Source organism: Vibrio sp. 1402, assembly GCF_033340275.1.
Genome location: NZ_JAWOWE010000005.1, coordinates 125,765 through 142,004 on the forward strand (window position 1 = coordinate 125,765; position 16,240 = coordinate 142,004).

13 protein-coding genes are annotated in these 16,240 nt (G+C 44.5%); 4 read left to right on the forward strand and 9 right to left on the reverse strand.

Going from position 1 to position 16,240, the window contains the following annotated elements:
• Positions 1-41: 41 nt before the first annotated feature.
• The gene (gene napH / locus R7044_RS11595) at positions 42-896 is read right to left on the reverse strand and encodes a quinol dehydrogenase ferredoxin subunit NapH (protein ID WP_047104522.1); all 855 of its coding nucleotides are present in this window, start codon (positions 894-896) and stop codon (positions 42-44) included.
• Positions 896-1,666 carry a ferredoxin-type protein NapG gene (gene napG, locus R7044_RS11600; protein WP_064376387.1) on the reverse strand — a complete coding sequence of 257 codons (771 nt, stop codon included), beginning with the start codon at positions 1,664-1,666 and terminating at the stop codon, positions 896-898. Before napG ends, napH begins: the two co-directional genes overlap by 1 nt.
• Positions 1,667-2,061: 395 nt before the next feature.
• On the opposite strand from napG, the gene R7044_RS11605 reads away from it, so the two are divergent.
• Positions 2,062-2,562 (forward strand): GNAT family N-acetyltransferase, encoded by a 501-nt coding sequence (locus R7044_RS11605; protein WP_017820512.1) that lies wholly within the window; start codon positions 2,062-2,064, stop codon positions 2,560-2,562.
• A gap of 46 nt (positions 2,563-2,608) precedes the next feature.
• On the opposite strand, the gene R7044_RS11610 is transcribed toward R7044_RS11605, so the two are convergent.
• Positions 2,609-3,586: a phosphotransferase gene (locus R7044_RS11610; RefSeq protein ID WP_172563965.1), complete on the reverse strand. Its 978-nt coding sequence runs from the start codon at positions 3,584-3,586 to the stop codon at positions 2,609-2,611.
• Positions 3,583-3,858, reverse strand: a complete 276-nt coding sequence (locus R7044_RS11615; protein WP_064376386.1) for a GNAT family N-acetyltransferase — start codon at positions 3,856-3,858, stop codon at positions 3,583-3,585. The genes R7044_RS11610 and R7044_RS11615 overlap by 4 nt, the downstream gene beginning before the upstream one ends.
• Before the next feature lie 127 nt (positions 3,859-3,985).
• On the opposite strand from R7044_RS11615, the gene R7044_RS11620 reads away from it, so the two are divergent.
• The gene (locus R7044_RS11620; protein ID WP_042521645.1) at positions 3,986-4,732 is read left to right on the forward strand and encodes a flagellar brake protein; all 747 of its coding nucleotides are present in this window, start codon (positions 3,986-3,988) and stop codon (positions 4,730-4,732) included.
• A 124-nt stretch (positions 4,733-4,856) separates the two neighbouring features.
• On the opposite strand, the gene R7044_RS11625 is transcribed toward R7044_RS11620, so the two are convergent.
• The 3 genes from R7044_RS11625 to R7044_RS11635 all read right to left on the reverse strand — a co-directional run bounded on the left by R7044_RS11625 (position 4,857) and on the right by R7044_RS11635 (position 10,516).
• On the reverse strand, positions 4,857-5,837 hold the full coding sequence (locus R7044_RS11625; protein WP_005375122.1) for a porin: 981 nt from the start codon (positions 5,835-5,837) through the stop codon (positions 4,857-4,859).
• Positions 5,838-6,233: 396 nt separating this feature from the next.
• Positions 6,234-7,862 (reverse strand): methyl-accepting chemotaxis protein, encoded by a 1,629-nt coding sequence (locus R7044_RS11630; RefSeq protein WP_005375120.1) that lies wholly within the window; start codon positions 7,860-7,862, stop codon positions 6,234-6,236.
• 293 nt (positions 7,863-8,155) lie between these two features.
• Positions 8,156-10,516, reverse strand: coding sequence for a Lon protease family protein (locus tag R7044_RS11635; protein ID WP_005375118.1), 2,361 nt, complete (start codon positions 10,514-10,516; stop codon positions 8,156-8,158).
• A gap of 187 nt (positions 10,517-10,703) precedes the next feature.
• Here R7044_RS11635 and R7044_RS11640 point away from each other — a divergent pair, with 187 nt between their 5' ends.
• Together R7044_RS11640 and R7044_RS11645 are read left to right on the forward strand one after the other, a co-directional pair.
• Positions 10,704-11,201 (forward strand): hypothetical protein, encoded by a 498-nt coding sequence (locus R7044_RS11640; protein WP_005375116.1) that lies wholly within the window; start codon positions 10,704-10,706, stop codon positions 11,199-11,201.
• Positions 11,202-11,286: 85 nt separating this feature from the next.
• On the forward strand, positions 11,287-12,918 hold the full coding sequence (locus tag R7044_RS11645; protein WP_213916970.1) for an ABC transporter ATP-binding protein: 1,632 nt from the start codon (positions 11,287-11,289) through the stop codon (positions 12,916-12,918).
• A gap of 242 nt (positions 12,919-13,160) precedes the next feature.
• Here the strand turns inward: R7044_RS11645 and R7044_RS11650 are convergent, their stop codons facing one another.
• Positions 13,161-15,194 (reverse strand): prolyl oligopeptidase family serine peptidase, encoded by a 2,034-nt coding sequence (locus R7044_RS11650; RefSeq protein WP_017635487.1) that lies wholly within the window; start codon positions 15,192-15,194, stop codon positions 13,161-13,163.
• A gap of 120 nt (positions 15,195-15,314) precedes the next feature.
• Positions 15,315-16,214 (reverse strand): LysR family transcriptional regulator, encoded by a 900-nt coding sequence (locus R7044_RS11655; RefSeq protein ID WP_005375112.1) that lies wholly within the window; start codon positions 16,212-16,214, stop codon positions 15,315-15,317.
• Positions 16,215-16,240 lie beyond the last annotated feature (26 nt).

Sequence of the window (16,240 nt, forward strand, 5' to 3'; positions counted from 1 at the left end):
GTATCAAGAGAACTAAAGCATGAGTAAATGTGCTCAGTGGCTTAATCAATGACTTTTACTGATAGGCGATTTTTAAATTCAAACACATGTTCTGGACACACATCCAAACAACGGCCACAGCTAATGCAGTTTTGATCCATAACTCGACGATCTCCCTCTTTCAAAGGCTGCCGAAGCACTTCTGGTTCTGGGCAAACGTAAAAGCAATCCATGCATTTGGTGCAATCTTCGCGCCGAACAGCAGTAACGCGCAACAGGCTTTTTCGGCCTATCACGCCATAGGTAGCCCCCAGTGGACATAAGTGCCCACACCACCCATGCTCAACCAAGAGTAAATCCAACACAAACACTAGGGCGATTAGCACCCAACCTGCGCCCATACCAAACACCAACCCGCGATGCAGTGCCGCAACTGGATCTAACCATGTCCAAAGAATCGCGCCAGATAGCGCACTGCCCAACATCAAAACAGGGATCAGCCAATAACGAATCATGGGAGACCAACGATAGCTCGCTTTAATGTTGAACTTTCGACGCAACCACGCCGCCAAGTCTGTCACGATGTTCAACGGGCACACCCAAGCACAAAATGCGCGCGGCGCCAAAATCGCGTAAAATACCACGACAATCACTACGCCTAACAACGCATTAAACTCCGGAACATGCCCTGTCGCCAAAGCTTGAAGCACGATTAACGGGTCACTTAACGGCACGGTATCGAGCAACATACTTGATGACAGATTACCAGTTAGAATTCCCAGCGTCGGCCCAGCCATAAATAGCGCAATGATGGTGAACTGACATAGCCGACGTAAAATCAAAAACCGATGCGCGCGCCACCAACCAAGCTTTTCAAGCGCTTCTTTGCCAGCATTTTGAGCTAAATTCTTTGCCATTACTTACCTCCTTTTAGCGATTCAAGCGCACCTTCCGGCACAGGCGTCTCACTAGGGAGGATATTTTCGAGTGGTTTGTCGAGCTCTTTCCAACCAAAATTGTAGTGGCTGCCCACTTTGCCTTTCGCCAAATCCGTCGGGACGACTTTAATAGCAGCGACATCCAACACGCACGCTTGTTCACACTTACCACATCCGGTACACACTTCGGAATTCACTGTAGGGATAAGTTTGGCGTGATAGCCAGTTCGATCGTTGTGAACCATCTCTAACGTGATGGCTTCATCAATCAGCGGACAAACGCGATAACAAACGTCGCATCGTAACCCTTGCCAGTTAAGGCAAGTTTCATGGTCAATAAGAACCGCTGTACCCATTCGAGCATCATCAATATCGGTTAGTTTCGGATCCAGCGCCCCACTCGGACAAGCGACAACACAAGGAATGTCTTCGCACATTTCGCAGGGAATATCGCGTGCAGTAAAGTAAGGTGAGCCAGTCGCGACGGGTGAAAGTAATGTCGCAAGTTTCAGGGTATCGTAAGGACATGCCTGAACACACAAGCCACATCGAATACAAGCTGATTCGAAATCGCCTTCCGGCAATGCACCAGGCGGACGAATAGGCACACCTTTGGTTTCTCGAGCTTGGCTTTGTAGCGATTGTAAGCCCAATACACACGCAGCTGCGCCAACACCAGCCGCAGTTCGAGCTGTATCACGCAAAAATCGGCGCCGACTTTGCGATATTTTAGACTGAGAGGATTTCATGCTATTTCCTCAACAAAACTCCCTTATCAAGTTAAGCATAAATAGCCCTAAACGTGTCGTTTCCCTATACCTCATAGGAGGTAACTCCATCCTCTATTGATTCAAGTCAACTGACGCACAGTGCCGTCGTCACAGTTTGACTAAATGCGTTTATTTACTGCGACATGAAATTCACCACGATACTCTGCAGTACGCGCCATTCTCAGTACAATAATTCAACACCTTTGCAATCTACTCGTTCAATTCGATGACAAATCACTACTAAAAATTCAAAAAAACACATCATAACAAGCTAATTTAAAAGGCATTTATCCATTAAACATAAAAAAACACTATCCAAATAAGAAAACTGTGGTTAGATTAAAAATTAAAACTAAAAAGCGAAGGAGAGAGGCATGGAAATTATCGTACGTCCAACGACCGTCGAAGACGCAGCGGCACTCGTAGAAATCTATTCACAACCAAAAGCACAACGTGAAACCCTGCAACTCCCAAAGCCTTCGCTCGCGATGTGGGTGGAAAGGTTGTCAAACATACCTGATGGTGTTTATAGCTATGTCGCTGAAATTGATGGTAAAGTCGTCGGAAATATTGGCTTTCACCACTCTCTACGTCCAAGAACGATGCACACGGCATCGTTTGGCATCGGAGTACATGATAGTTTCCATGGACTCGGTATTGGTAGCAAATTGATAGAAACAGTCACTGAACTAGCAGATAACTGGTTAAATGTGAGAAGAATTCAGATAGAGGTCAATGCCGATAACGACGCCGCCATTGGGCTTTATAAAAAGCATGGATTTCAAATTGAAGGTGAAGCGATTGACGGTTCCTTCCGCGATGGTGAATTCATCAATACCTATTACATGGCGCGCATCAGACCAGGCCAAAGATAAAACAAAGCCTCCTACTAATTGGAGGCTTTTCTTTTTAAACTTCGACTCACTTTCGTAAGTAAGCCAACGCTCTGCGAGTCAATGCTTCTGTGTAGGGATTGATCTTCCAGTGGTCGGAACTCCAACCTTTCACAAAGCGCTGAAAGTCTGCCCAAGCCACAGCAAACAAAGGACGCCATTCACGCTCGACTTCATTAGGGTCAAGATTCGGTTGATAGCCTATTAGCGCGTGTTGCAACTGAGCAAAATACGTATCCAAAACCCAAACTTCCATCTCTGCACAACGTTCTGGCTTAACGGCACTACTCATAAACAGTGCCACATCTTTCATGGCACACCCACATCCAACGTATTGAAAGTCAACCGCAGCAACGTTTGATTCTTCTTCATCAAAACAGAAGTTCGCCAATTTGGCATCACCGTGTATTAGTGTTTTAAACTTAGCTTGCGAAAGCGTTTGATCAATCAATTGAGCCGCATTTTGTAGCTCAGTGTCTTGCAATGCTTCAAGCTCGTCGGGTCTGGTTGCTAAGTGCCAGTATGTACCGATATGCCACAACTTATCAGAACGAACATCGATGTATCGCGCATGAAAGTTCGCCAACCAAGTGAGGCAGGCTTGTAGATGCTTTAGCTGTGCATCTGTGATGACTTTTGGAAAGCCCACCTCGGCGAGATCTTCCATCACAATGAGCCATTCATTCTCCGATTGGAACGTTTTTAGACCTTGCGGTACTCGGCAGCGAGTATCCACCCCTCCGGAAAAATACTCATACCAATTCACTTCCACCTGATAAGAGTGCAACTTTCTTTGATGAGAACGGTCCGTATTCCAGCCTCTAGGATGCTCTGAAGGCTTAGGGAGTTTTACATGCTTAATGATCACCGAACGAGTAGAATAAGTAACTCGGACTAACTCCCCATAGCCTCCCCATAGCGATTGTATGACTTCTACAGAGCGGTAATTACCGAGATTGAGTTCCTGGCCAATATTTTGGTAGCATTGGTGGTTGTTACTCATCATGCGATCAGATGTGACCACGTTTGGTTCTTCTCCATATAGTGAATAACATATGGGCAAACTGGTTTGATTTGATAACCGAGTGACTCAATTTCTGGCAACACCGCTTCCATCATCACTTTTCCGTACCCCTTACCTCGCAGTGCTTCAGGAACAACCGTTGATGTAATGTGCATGACATTACCCTTAAGCTGATAAATCACCTTGGCTTTATAACCCTGCTCTAAATCAACCCAGAATGTACTATTCGTGGTCTCATGAGTTACTTCATGCATATCTTGCTCTCTAATTTTTGTTACAGATTGATTGAATCAAACTATATCACTGAATAAAATCGATACCATGCGAGAGTGCTGCTTCGCCTCACGCGATTACCTTCTTACATCAGGTACGACAATTATAATGAGAAATATGAGCCCAATTGCCAGAGACGGCAAGCTACCTCTGCAAAGCAAGAAGGCACCAGAACGTCAGGCAAGTACATTAAATAGCACCGATGCAATGGCAATGGTCGAACATGGCAGTGAAGTGAGCTTAAACGTCACCACCCCCGTTGGTACAAAGTTTATTACAACCAGCACATTTGTTGGCTGTCACTCAAATAATACTGCATTGATAGAGGTTCCGAACATCTCCGATGAAGACTTGAAGTTCTATTTTCAAGAAGGCTTTTGGATCAATGTAAAAGCCTACTCTCATCGAGGTGAAGGGGCCGTTATCCCATTTCGGGCCCAATTACAGCATCGACTAGGCGATCCGTACCCAATTTTGGTGCTAGACCTACCCAACACTATGCAGGTCTTTCAGCTTCGCAAAGAAGTGCGTTACGAAGTAAATTTGAGAGCGCGTGTTTGTTTAGAAGCCTATCGAACTGAATGCGAAATAAGAGATTTATCTCGTAGTGGCTGTCGTTTTGTAACATCACCAATGAGCCGACCACTTCAGGTTGGTGACCACGTTTCATTGGATCTAACGATGCCCGGAGAAAGTCGTATGCTAGCGCCGTTGCGAGGTCGTATTTGTAATTTACAAAAATCAACGCATTATGCTCGCTACGGAATGGAGTTTGATGAGGTTGGTAAAAACAACGCTAAAAACCTCCTCAGTCACCTCAAATTTGATGGGACTAAGCTCACACTAAAAAGATAGATTTGATAACCCCTATCGCTTATCAAGAAGCTTTGAAGTGCTAGAAAACAAGAAACCCCTTACTTTTCAGTAAGGGGTTTTTATTTACTAAGAATAAGGCAGTATCTTAGATAAGAGTCATGACTTAGAAGTCGTAACGTAGACCTAGCGCTAGCTCATCTTTTTCAGCCGCGCCTTCGTTATCCATTAGATCGAAGTTGTATGATGCGTAGCCACGGAAGTTAGGCTTGAAGTAGTAAGTTACATCAACAGCTAGGTTTTCTACAGTATCTGCGTCTTCTAGTTCACCTTTGTTGAACGTAGAAGTGAATACAGTTTGACCCATAGTGTAAGCAGCGGCTAGTTCGTAGCCTTTGTAATCAAAAGTCTTACCTGCAACATCCATATCCGCGCCAGTGTAGTTACCAGCGAAGTAGAAGTCACCTACAGAGTATGCAGCTACCAGCATGAACTCATCGCTGTCGTTTTGATCTGCGTAACCAGCACCTAGTTCAAAACCAGTGTTAGCAAACGCGTAAACACCAGATAGAGAGAAGCCATCTTCCTCGTTGTCTGTAAAGCCTTGTGCATCTGTTGTGCGATCAGCAAAACGGTAGCTAGCGCGTACAGCTAGTTGCTCGAATTGGCCTTTGTAAGACAGCATGTTATCTGTACGGTCAGAAACAGGCAGTTTAAGTGCTGCTGTGTTACCGTGGTAAGCCATAATGTCAGTAAAGTCAGTAAGAACCACTAGTGCGCCGTCGTTTTTACCGTAAGTTACTTCACCGTATTTGCCACCCAGACCCGCATAAGCGTAACGAGTTTCAAGACTGTCTGTCTCACCAACTTTGTTACCTTTAGAATCAAATACATCATAAGTTTCAGTTACAAACTCACCTTCCCAAAAACCAACGCCGTATAGGTTCTCATTGATTTCCTGTTTGCCTAGGAAGTTAAGACGGATGCGAGTACGGTCTTCTGCCTTACCATCCATCATAGAAAGACGCGCTTCAGCGCGGCCGCCCATCTCAAGAGAAGTGCCATCTTGGTTGTATAGTTCTGAAGCGACAACTTGAGATCCTGATGCCATTAGCGCCACTGCTACAGCTAAAGTTTTTAATTTCATTGTTATTTTCCATATCATTGTTTTATATGTGTTTTCTCACCAGAAAAACAGGACTTTTCTGTACCAACGAGAAAACTGGCGGCATAGTAGCAGCTGTTATTTTTCACGCAACGTGTTGAATAAACAGCACTTATAGAAGAAAACACCACTTAAAATGACGATATGAATACCTCTCAACCATCAAGTTATCGGTTGAGTTAAAAAAAATGTTCGCGTCAAAAAAAAATTGACGAAAAAAATGTAAAAACAATATCACAAAACGTGATATTGCCCGCAAAAAATCTTGTTAACTGACTGTTTTAGATAGACTTATTGATAATAAATCCGATTATTACAAACAAAAAAATCCCTGAGCATTCACTCAGGGATTTAGAGATTTGATAAGTAGATGGTAAATTAAAGCTTAAAGAAACTTAATTGCTCTTTCTGCTTCTCTGCAAGTAATGAAAGCTCAGTACTCGCACTTGCACTTTGGCTGATGCCCGCTACGTTTTGGTTTACAAGCTCCGACATGTTAACCACGTTGCGATTGATATCTTGAGTAACTTGAGACTGCTCTTCGGCTGCGGTTGCGACTTGCGTGTTTGAATCGTTGATGTTGGCGACCGACTCGGTAATTCCAACCAACGCCTCATTCGCTTGTTGCGTCAGCTCGTTGTTGCGGCTAAGCATATCAAGGCTGACTTGCATACTGTCATTCGCCAGCCCAGACTGCGCTTGAAGCTCTTCAATGATCGTTTGGATCTCTTGTGTCGAGTCTTGAGTACGCGCTGCTAGCATGCGTACTTCATCAGCTACTACCGCAAAACCACGACCAGACTCACCAGCTCGCGCCGCTTCAATCGCAGCATTCAATGCTAGCAAGTTGGTCTGCTCAGATACGCCGCGAATCACTTCAATAACATCGTTGATCTGTACAGATTGCTCTTTTAGACGCAAAACAACTTGCGCTGCATCGTTCAATGCTTGAGACATTTGCGCACTTGCTTCCGCACTTTCTTGGAAGATAGCCAAACCTGATTGAGCAAGTCCATCAGCTTCACGCGCGGTTGCGTCAGCAGAGGTCGCGTTATCACTCACATTATTCGCAGTGCTTGCAAGCTCGTTAACCGCAGATGCAACTTGCTCGATCTCCGCCAACTCTTGTTGAGCGTTCGCTTCCGCTTGCGTCATTACCGCAGCTAATTCGGTCGATGCAGATGCAACTTCCTCACTAATACGGGTTAACTGGTCCACAGTGTTGTATAACTGCTCTGCGGTTTGGTTTACATCTTTGCTCAGCTTAGAGATCTCATTGTCCCCATCGACATCTGCACGTACTGATAGATTACCCATTGCTAACTGACGCATCACTTCTTGCAGCTTTTGGATTGGTGTAACAATCATGCCAGATAGGAACCAAGCGCCTATCAATGAGAAAGCAAATACCGCTAAAACCGTCAACATAGCGTTATTTTGCACACGTTCATTTTGCTGATGACTTCTGATAGTAGATTGTTCAGCTTGCTCGTTTACATGCTTTGATAGCGTGTTAATTTGTTGGACCATTTCTCGGCCAACATTGCGATACTCTTTGACAAATGCACGGTACTCGCTATCCGATTTCAAACCTTGATCGTATTGGTTGAAGAAAGCAACTGAGCGCTCTGAATATCGCACATAGGATTCAATTGCTTGGCGAACTTTAACGGCATCGTCACGGAATAGGTTTCGGGCTTCAATTGCGCTTAAATCGGCATCAACTTGCTTTAAGCCTTCTTTCAATTCGGTTAGAAAATTCTCACGACGAGAAGCATCGTAAATAGCGTAAACCGCGCTTATGCGCAGAGGGTAAATTTGGTCGTCAATACTCGCCAATGTGTCTTTGTGAAAAACCAAAGATTCTTGGTTGGAAGCAATAACATCTTGCTCTGCTTGAAGGTTGTTTTTAGTAATCCAAAGAGCAATAAACAAAACAATCGCGGTAAATAATACCGGAACCAAAATTTGCGTTCGTACTGACAAATTTTTCAGTGATAACTGCATGACAGGGCCTCAGTTGTATGCGTGATGTCTATATCCAAACAAACTCGAGCAGTGCTTATAACAACGTTACTTTTCGGCAGTTTGAATATCTATGCTTCCTTGCGACGGGATAAATCCCAGACGAATAAACAAGTGGCGAATATTAGAGGTCGATCACACTTTTGTCTAGTACAAAAACTCTCCATTTTCAATCTGTTATTGACAATATCCCGACAGTGGCGTCGGGATATTGTCGTTATGATAACTTATGATCACTTATGATGAGATACATTCACATTTAGGACGGTTTCAGCCTATTTTCTCAACGAATTGAGCTTAGCTTGAGCAAGGCCAAAAATGGTATCGATTGGATAAGAACCTTCATCGGTTGGCTCACCAGCAACTTTCCCCGTAAACAATTCGATAGCTTCAGTAACATGGTCAATCGCCCAAATATTAAACTCGCCTTTTTCGACTGCTTTCACGATGTCGGAACGAAGCATTAGATTGTGAACATTAGAGCGCGGAATAATGACTCCCTGCCCGTCATGACGACCTTTAATTACACACACATCATAAAAGCCTTCGATCTTTTCGTTTACGCCACCAATAGGCTGAGCTTGACCAAATTGATTCATCGACCCTGTTATCGCAATGTCTTGTCGGTTTGGTTGCTTTGAAAAAGCAGACACAACCGCACATAACTCAGCCATGCTGGCACTATCACCATCAACACCACCATAAGATTGCTCAAAGGTAATGGTTGTCGTTAATGGCACTCGTGCCGTTTTACCAAATACGGAAGATAAGTAGGCAGACAAAATCATTACGCCCTTAGAGTGAATACTGCCCCCCAAATCCACGCTGCGCTCGATATCGATAACATCCCCATCACCGTAACACGTCGTCGCTGTGATGCGATTCGGTGCACCAAACATGTAGTCACTAGTGCTCAATACCGAAAGTGCGTTCACTTGGCCTACGGCTTCTCCTTCGGTGCGAATCAGCGTTGTGCCGTTAATAAAGGTTTCCATTACGTTATCGCGTAATCGGCTTACTCGCATTTCTTGGTTATTGAGCGCCTCTTCAACATGCCCAATACGGATCATGTTGGAGTTGGCTTGACGAGCAACGTAGTTCGACTCTCGAAGCAAGTTGGCGATATTAGCCGAATGTAGAGATAGCTTGGATTGGTCGCCAGACAAACGTGAGCTGTATTCGATGATCCGAGCAATGGCTTTGCGATCGCAATGCAGCATATTGTTGTCATGCACCACGCTAGAGATAAAGCGCGCGTAATGCAGCTCAGACTCCGGCGTACGTTTCATTTCGTCTTCGAAATCTGCCGTCACACGGAACAACTCGCTGAACTCTGGATCGTAATGTTGGAGTAATTGGTAAGTTCGGTAATCACCAAATAAGATAATTTTGATATCAAGCGGAATCGGTTCAGGATCGAGTGATACCGCTCCCGTCAATGTGACTTCTTTTTCTAGAGACGTAAAACTCAATTGACGAGCACGCAATGCGCGCTTCAAACCATCCCAAACGTAAGGCTGTTCAAGTACTTTCTGAGCATCCATTAATAGAACGCCGCCATTCGCCTTATGCAAGCTCCCTGCACGAATCAGCGAGAAGTCGGTAAACACCGTTCCCTTGAAAGTGGCAGTCTCAATCGACCCGAAGAGTGAATGATAGTTGGGATTTTCTTCAACAACGATAGGAAATTCGCTGCTTTTACGGCTTACCAAGACATTCACTTTATAACGACGTGGCAATTTTTTATCCAAGGATGCCGTCGCAATTTCGCCTTGCTCGCCACTTTGGTCAAGGAAGATATCTGCGTTTTCAACAATATCTTTTTGCAGCTCAGTTAAGTAGGTTTTGATTTCGGAATATTGCGCGTAATCCACTTTGAGTTTTTTGATGAAGTGAGTAATCACATCAAGCGTCACTTCATCATTGAGCTTTTTGATTTTATCGCTGTATGTCTCTTCCCACTCCGTAAGCTCACGAACCATCGAGCGCAATCGCACTTCGAGTTCATCAATAGCATCGCTGAATTGCTCTTGTTCTTTTTTGCTTAGTACATCAAAAGACTCTTCCGTATGAAGCTCATCACCGTTCATGGCGACAAACTGATAATCCCCCTGCGTAGTCAGTGTTAGGCTGATGCCCTTTTCTTTTGCCTCTCGACTAATACGATCCAGCTCGTTTTGTTGCTTAGCTGCCAATTGATTTTTTAATCGCTCAGCGCGGCTAAAGTACATTTCATTGTCGAATGCTAGGGGTAAAGCATTTAATAATTTGCCCATTAAAGCTTCAATATCAACACGTAGCTTATTTCCGATACCACAAGGCAGCTTTAATACCTTTGGTGTACGGGTATCCTCAAAGTTCGCAACGTAACACCAATCAAACAGGGCTGCTGCATCGTGCTGGTGACGATTCAGATAGCGCAAGATCATGGTGCGTTTACCTAGCCCATTCTGACCAATGGCGTAGATGTTATACCCTTTCTCTTTGATGGACATCGCAAACTCGACCGCTTTTTGCGCGCGCTCTTGGCCCACGATTTCATCAATTGGAGGTAACTCCTTGGTCGACTTACATGGCATATTCTCTAGATCTGCTACAGAATATAGCTGCTTAGCTTCCAATCTTAGTATTGCCATATCCACTTCCTTTTTTCTTATTTTCGTTATTTGAGTGTAGAGATTATTTGCTTAATTTTAAGTGATTTACCTTCCACCCTAGATTGATTGGACATTTTATGAACACATAAGTGATATTAACACGCACTTGCAATTGATAATCAATTTCATTTAATATCTAAACAAATCAAATGTTGTGGAGATGGATATGAATATTGAGCAATGCTGGATGCGCTACTTAAAAGCGGAGCAACTGATGGAACAAGGCCATTGGCCAGAAGCTCATCGTTTATATGACGACGTGCTCAACAATCTACCCAACCACATTCATCTAGCGCTAGAAAATGCACAAACTAAACCTTGCCAGTTTGTATGTCTCATTACGGGGCTTAGAGATGCCAGCGTGACGCAATCAGAGATTCTCAACAAACTCGGCTTACAGCATGATGCGTTCTCAATACTCAATCAAACTTACGCGCTATTTCAATTTTTGCAGCTAGAGAGCCATGAACTGATTGAGCGCGTAGGTCACCTACTTGGTCAACAGAGCGAAGACTTGTTAGCTCACATGGCGGCATTTTGCTCTGCCCAACGTAATGCTCAATGGATGATAGAACTCGAGCACGTAACGCGCGCACATGAGCAGTTCTTACATTTGCAAGCAATGAGTTCGGCAAAATCTTCGCCTTCTCACCTGTATAATTAATCTAAAGCTCAAGCATTGAGGACAACTAGGTTTGTGCTGTCCATTACTTGAGTATCATTTGCTTTATCAACCACAAGGATCTGTGATGTCTTCTAAAACCATTCTTTCGGTGAACAACCTATCAGTCAGCTTTACGACAAACGATGGTATCGTCGATGCAGTAAAGAATGTTAGCTTCGATTTAAAAGCAGGCGAGACGCTGTCCATCGTTGGCGAATCTGGCTCTGGCAAGTCAGTATCAACCAATGCACTGATGAAACTACTGCCAGACAACGCTATTTTGCATGAAAGCTCATCCATCATGTTTGAGGGTAGCTCCATCTTGGATAAAACAGAGCGTGAAATGCAAAGTATTCGCGGTGATCGCATTGGCATGATTTTTCAAGAGCCGATGACCTCACTAAACCCGTACATGCGGGTGGGTATCCAAGTCGCTGAGGCCATCATGTGTCACCGCCCGGTCGACAAACGAACAGCAAAAGCAAAGGTGTTAGAGCTGTTTGAATTGGTTCATATGCCAAACCCAGAAAAAGCGTACAACAAGTACCCACACGAATTTTCTGGTGGTCAATTGCAACGCATCATGATTGCGATGGCACTGATTAACGAGCCCGATATTTTGATCGCCGACGAACCTACAACAGCGTTGGATGTCACGGTTCAAGCAGAAGTGTTGCACCTGATTAAAGAAATTCAGGCTCAGATGGGCATGGCAATCCTATTTATTACTCATGACTTAGGCGTCGTAAAACACTTTGCAGATCGTGTCATTGTGATGTGTAAAGGAGAAGTCGTCGAGGAAGGCGAAACGCAAACACTCTTCGAGGACCCAAAGCACGAATACACACGTATGCTAATCAACTCGATTCCTAAAGGCAGTAAGGAGCCTATTAGCGAAAGTGCTACACAGCTTTTAAAGGCCGACGATATACGAGTCAAATTCTTGGTAAAGTCGCATTTTATTGCGAGCAAGAATGAGTACTTCGAAGCGGTAAAAGGCATTTCTCTTGAGCTTAAACAAGGAGAGACCCTCGGGATCGTTGGGGAGTCCGGTTCAGGTAAGTCTACACTCGGCCGAGCTTTGATAGGTCTTCTGCCCTCAACTGGCAAAATAGAATATAAAGGCCAAGATATGGCCTTGCTGACAAACAAAGAACGTTTTGAGCTGAAAAAAGACGTTCAGATGGTATTCCAAGACCCTTATGGTTCGCTTTCTCCTCGTATGACTATCGGCGAGATCATCACAGAAGGATTAACTGTCCACCAACCAATGTTGAGTAAAAAAGAACGTATGCAGAAAGCGCGCGACGTGCTCCGTGAGGTCCGCTTAGATCCCGCGTCCATCAACCGTTATCCGCACGAGTTTTCAGGAGGCCAGCGTCAGCGTATTGCTATCGCGCGAGCACTGATCCTTGAACCTTCGTTTATTCTGCTTGATGAGCCAACCTCTGCATTAGACCGCTCGGTGCAACTGACAGTGATTGACCTTCTGAAAGATTTGCAGAAAAAACACAATATTGGCTACTTGTTTATTAGCCACGATCTATCAGTAGTTAAAGCACTCTCTGATCGTGTTCTAGTCATGCAAAAGGGCGAGGTCATGGAACAAGGTACGGCCGAAAAGATTTTCCAAAACCCTAAAAATGACTACACGAAAAAACTGATAGATGCCTCATTTGATCTTGAAAACAGTGAAAATCAGCACAATGCGGCTTAGGTTCATCACAGTTTCATATTCATAAACTAGGATTAAGAAAAGGTGATAAATTCATCTTGTCTTAAGAATGGCGTAGCTGCCTTTCGGTTTGGCCGCCGAGACTGGTTGGTTCAAGAGTCAGACTTAGTCAACCTGGCTCAAATACTGGCAAACAGTATGAATTGAGTTCCCCCAACCATGAAAAATGCCGCGACACTGTCGCGGCATTTTTTTATTCTCAGAAGCTTCGAACAACTAGGGCATTAAATCGACTCAATACCCATATTATGTAACGTAAATGCATACATGTCTGTGGTGAGGTCAATTTGCTTACTCAGCGGCATTCCTGCACCATGACCTGCATTGACATCAATGCGTATTAATACTGGATTAGCGCCTTGCTGTTTGTCTTGCAGCTCCGCAATAAATTTGTACGAATGTGCTGGCACAACTCGGTCGTCGTGATCAGCAGTTGTCACCAAGGTAGCAGGATATTGCACGCCTTCTTTTACATTGTGAACAGGAGAGTAACCAAGCAAGTATTGGAACATCGCTTCACTTTGCTCCGACGTGCCATAGTCATACTTCCAGCCTTCTCCAGAAGTAAACGTGTGATAACGCAGCATATCAAGCACGCCAACCGCAGGCAGCGCGACTTTGAATAGTTCAGGGCGTTGCGTCATACACGCTCCAACTAACAAACCACCATTAGAACCACCGCGAATCGCTAGGCGATCCGAGCTAGTGTAGTCGTTTTCAATCAGGTATTCCGCCGCCGCAATAAAGTCATCAAACACGTTTTGCTTTTGCTGCTGAGTGCCTGCGTTGTGCCAGGCTTTACCGTATTCACCGCCGCCTCGCATGTTGGCGACAGCGTATATACCACCCAACTCTAGCCAGTTGGCTACATTGCCAGAAAACATTGGAGTAAGGCTGATGTTAAAACCGCCGTAACCATACAACATGGTTGGTGATCTACCATCAAGTGCAACGCCCTTCTTGTATGAAATGATCATCGGAACTTGCGTGCCGTCTTTTGAGGTGTAAAACACCTGTTTTGATTCATACTCATTACGATCGAACGGTGCCTTTGATTCCTGAAACAGTGTGGATTCACCAGATTCGACATCAAATGAGAAGATCGTCGGAGGCGTCACGTAGTTAGTGAATGTGTAATAAAGTGTGGTTTCTTCTTTTTTACCCGCCAGACCATAAGCCGTGCCTTCTCCCGGCAATTGTACATCTCGAATCCACTCACCTTGGTAGTTAAACTGCTGCACTTTAGAAAGCACATCTACCATATAAGTCGCAAACAGATAACCGCCACCTTTGCTGATTTCTAACGGCTGTTCTTGTTCAGCAATCACGTCAGCCCATTGTTCTGTCTGAGTGTTGTAGCTGACAACTTTGCCATTCGGCGCGTCTAGGTTGGTGTAAAGCAGCAAGGTTGCGTCTTGGCTATCAATTAAGTAGGTGTCGCCTTGCGTTGTATCGCGCAGCGTCACAATTGCTTGGGAGTCAGACTGTAAATCGATATAAAACAGACGATTACCCGATGTAGATTCTGCGCCAGAAATAATGAGGAAGCGATCATCTGTCGTCGTCGTACCAGACACATAACGATGAACTTGCGTATCCAACTCACCAAAAATCACTTTATCTTCAGATTGAGGGGTACCAAGTTCATGATAATAAAGCTTGTGATGCTCAGTTCGAGCAGACAACTCACTGCCTTGCGGCTTATCGTAGCTTGAGTAATAGAAGCCTTTGCTGCCCAGCCAAGAAATCGACGTAAACTTCGCATCAACAATCTCAGGCTCTAACTGTTCTTTGGTTTCCGTATCAATGACAAAGATCTTACGCCAATCACTGCCCCCTTCCGAGATGGAATACGCGACCAAACGGTAGTCTTTAGAGAAGCTGACTTCGCCAAGAGAGGTCGTGCCCTCTTCGGAGAAAGTATTTGGATCAAGGAAAACCTCGGCTTCTCCCTCGCCTTTACGTCGATACAATACGCTTTGATTTTGCAAACCGTCGTTTTTGTAGAAGTAGGTGTAGTCACCACGTACAAATGGCTGGGAATATTTTTCGTAGTTTTGACTGTTCGCCACTAAGTCACGGATTTGTTGGCGGTACGGTATCTGACCAAGGAAATCGAAGGTGACCGAATTTTGACCCGAAACCCATTGTGCGGTTTCTTCACTGCGATCATCTTCTAACCAGCGATAAGGGTCGGCAATGTCGTGACCAAAATAAGTGTCCACGACAGAATCTTTACGTGTTTTTGGGTAATGCATAACGTCCGTGTTACTCCGTTGTTTTTATTAAGTTGTTTATCTTCAATCGTTTTATTGCGGTGATTACCTTAGAGCACCCAATTTTGATTTCAACGACATTGTTTTAAATCTATGAAGAACCTAGAAATAATGAGATATCGTTAAGTACCGGTCACGAATGTGCTCAATAAGCAGCTTCACTTTGTTCGGTGGTTGACGAGTAAACGGATACACCGCGTAGATACCCAACTTTTTACCTACTAATTCAGGAAAAATATCCACCAGTTGACCATTACGAATATCGTGATACACCAAGCAGCGCGGGACGTAAGCAATACCATGGCCGCCCAGAGCGGCTTTACGTAATGCGGTCGCGTTATCAGTAGAAAAGCAGCCCGATACTTTGACGATGTAATTGCCATCTTCTCCTTTAAACTCCCAATCCGTTGCACCTGTGGTTTGGTAAGCGTATTGCAGACAATTGTGCGTGGTGAGATCAATCGGCTCGATCGGTTTCCCATTTTTCGCAATATAAGAAGGTGACGCGCATACCACCCATTGGGAATCGAGAATATGTCGTGCGATCAAACTAGAGTCAGCTAGGTAGCCAGTTCGAATGACTAAATCGTAACCATCAGCCACTAAATCGACAAAGCGATTATCCAATGACATGTCCACGGTCAGACCCGGATGAAGGTTACAAAACTCGGCAACAGCATCAGCAAGTATCAAATCTCCAGAGATACACGGCACGGACATTTTTATATGACCGCTCACATTCTCTCCAAAGCCTGCAACAGCATCCATAGCCTCCTGAGTGGCCTGCTTCACATTTTTAGCACTGTGGAGTAACACCTTACCTGCCTCGGTCAAGGTTAATTTGCGCGTTGTTCGATATAATAGCTGAGCCCCTATTTCTTCCTCCAACCTCGCCATTCTTTTGCTAACTACCGAATTTGTAAGGTTATTTGCCTCTGCAACCTTACTAAAGCTGCCAAGTTCGATTACTTGAGAAAATAGGATTAAGTCGTCTGCTCTCATACCATTATGTCACTTTTGGAATTAAT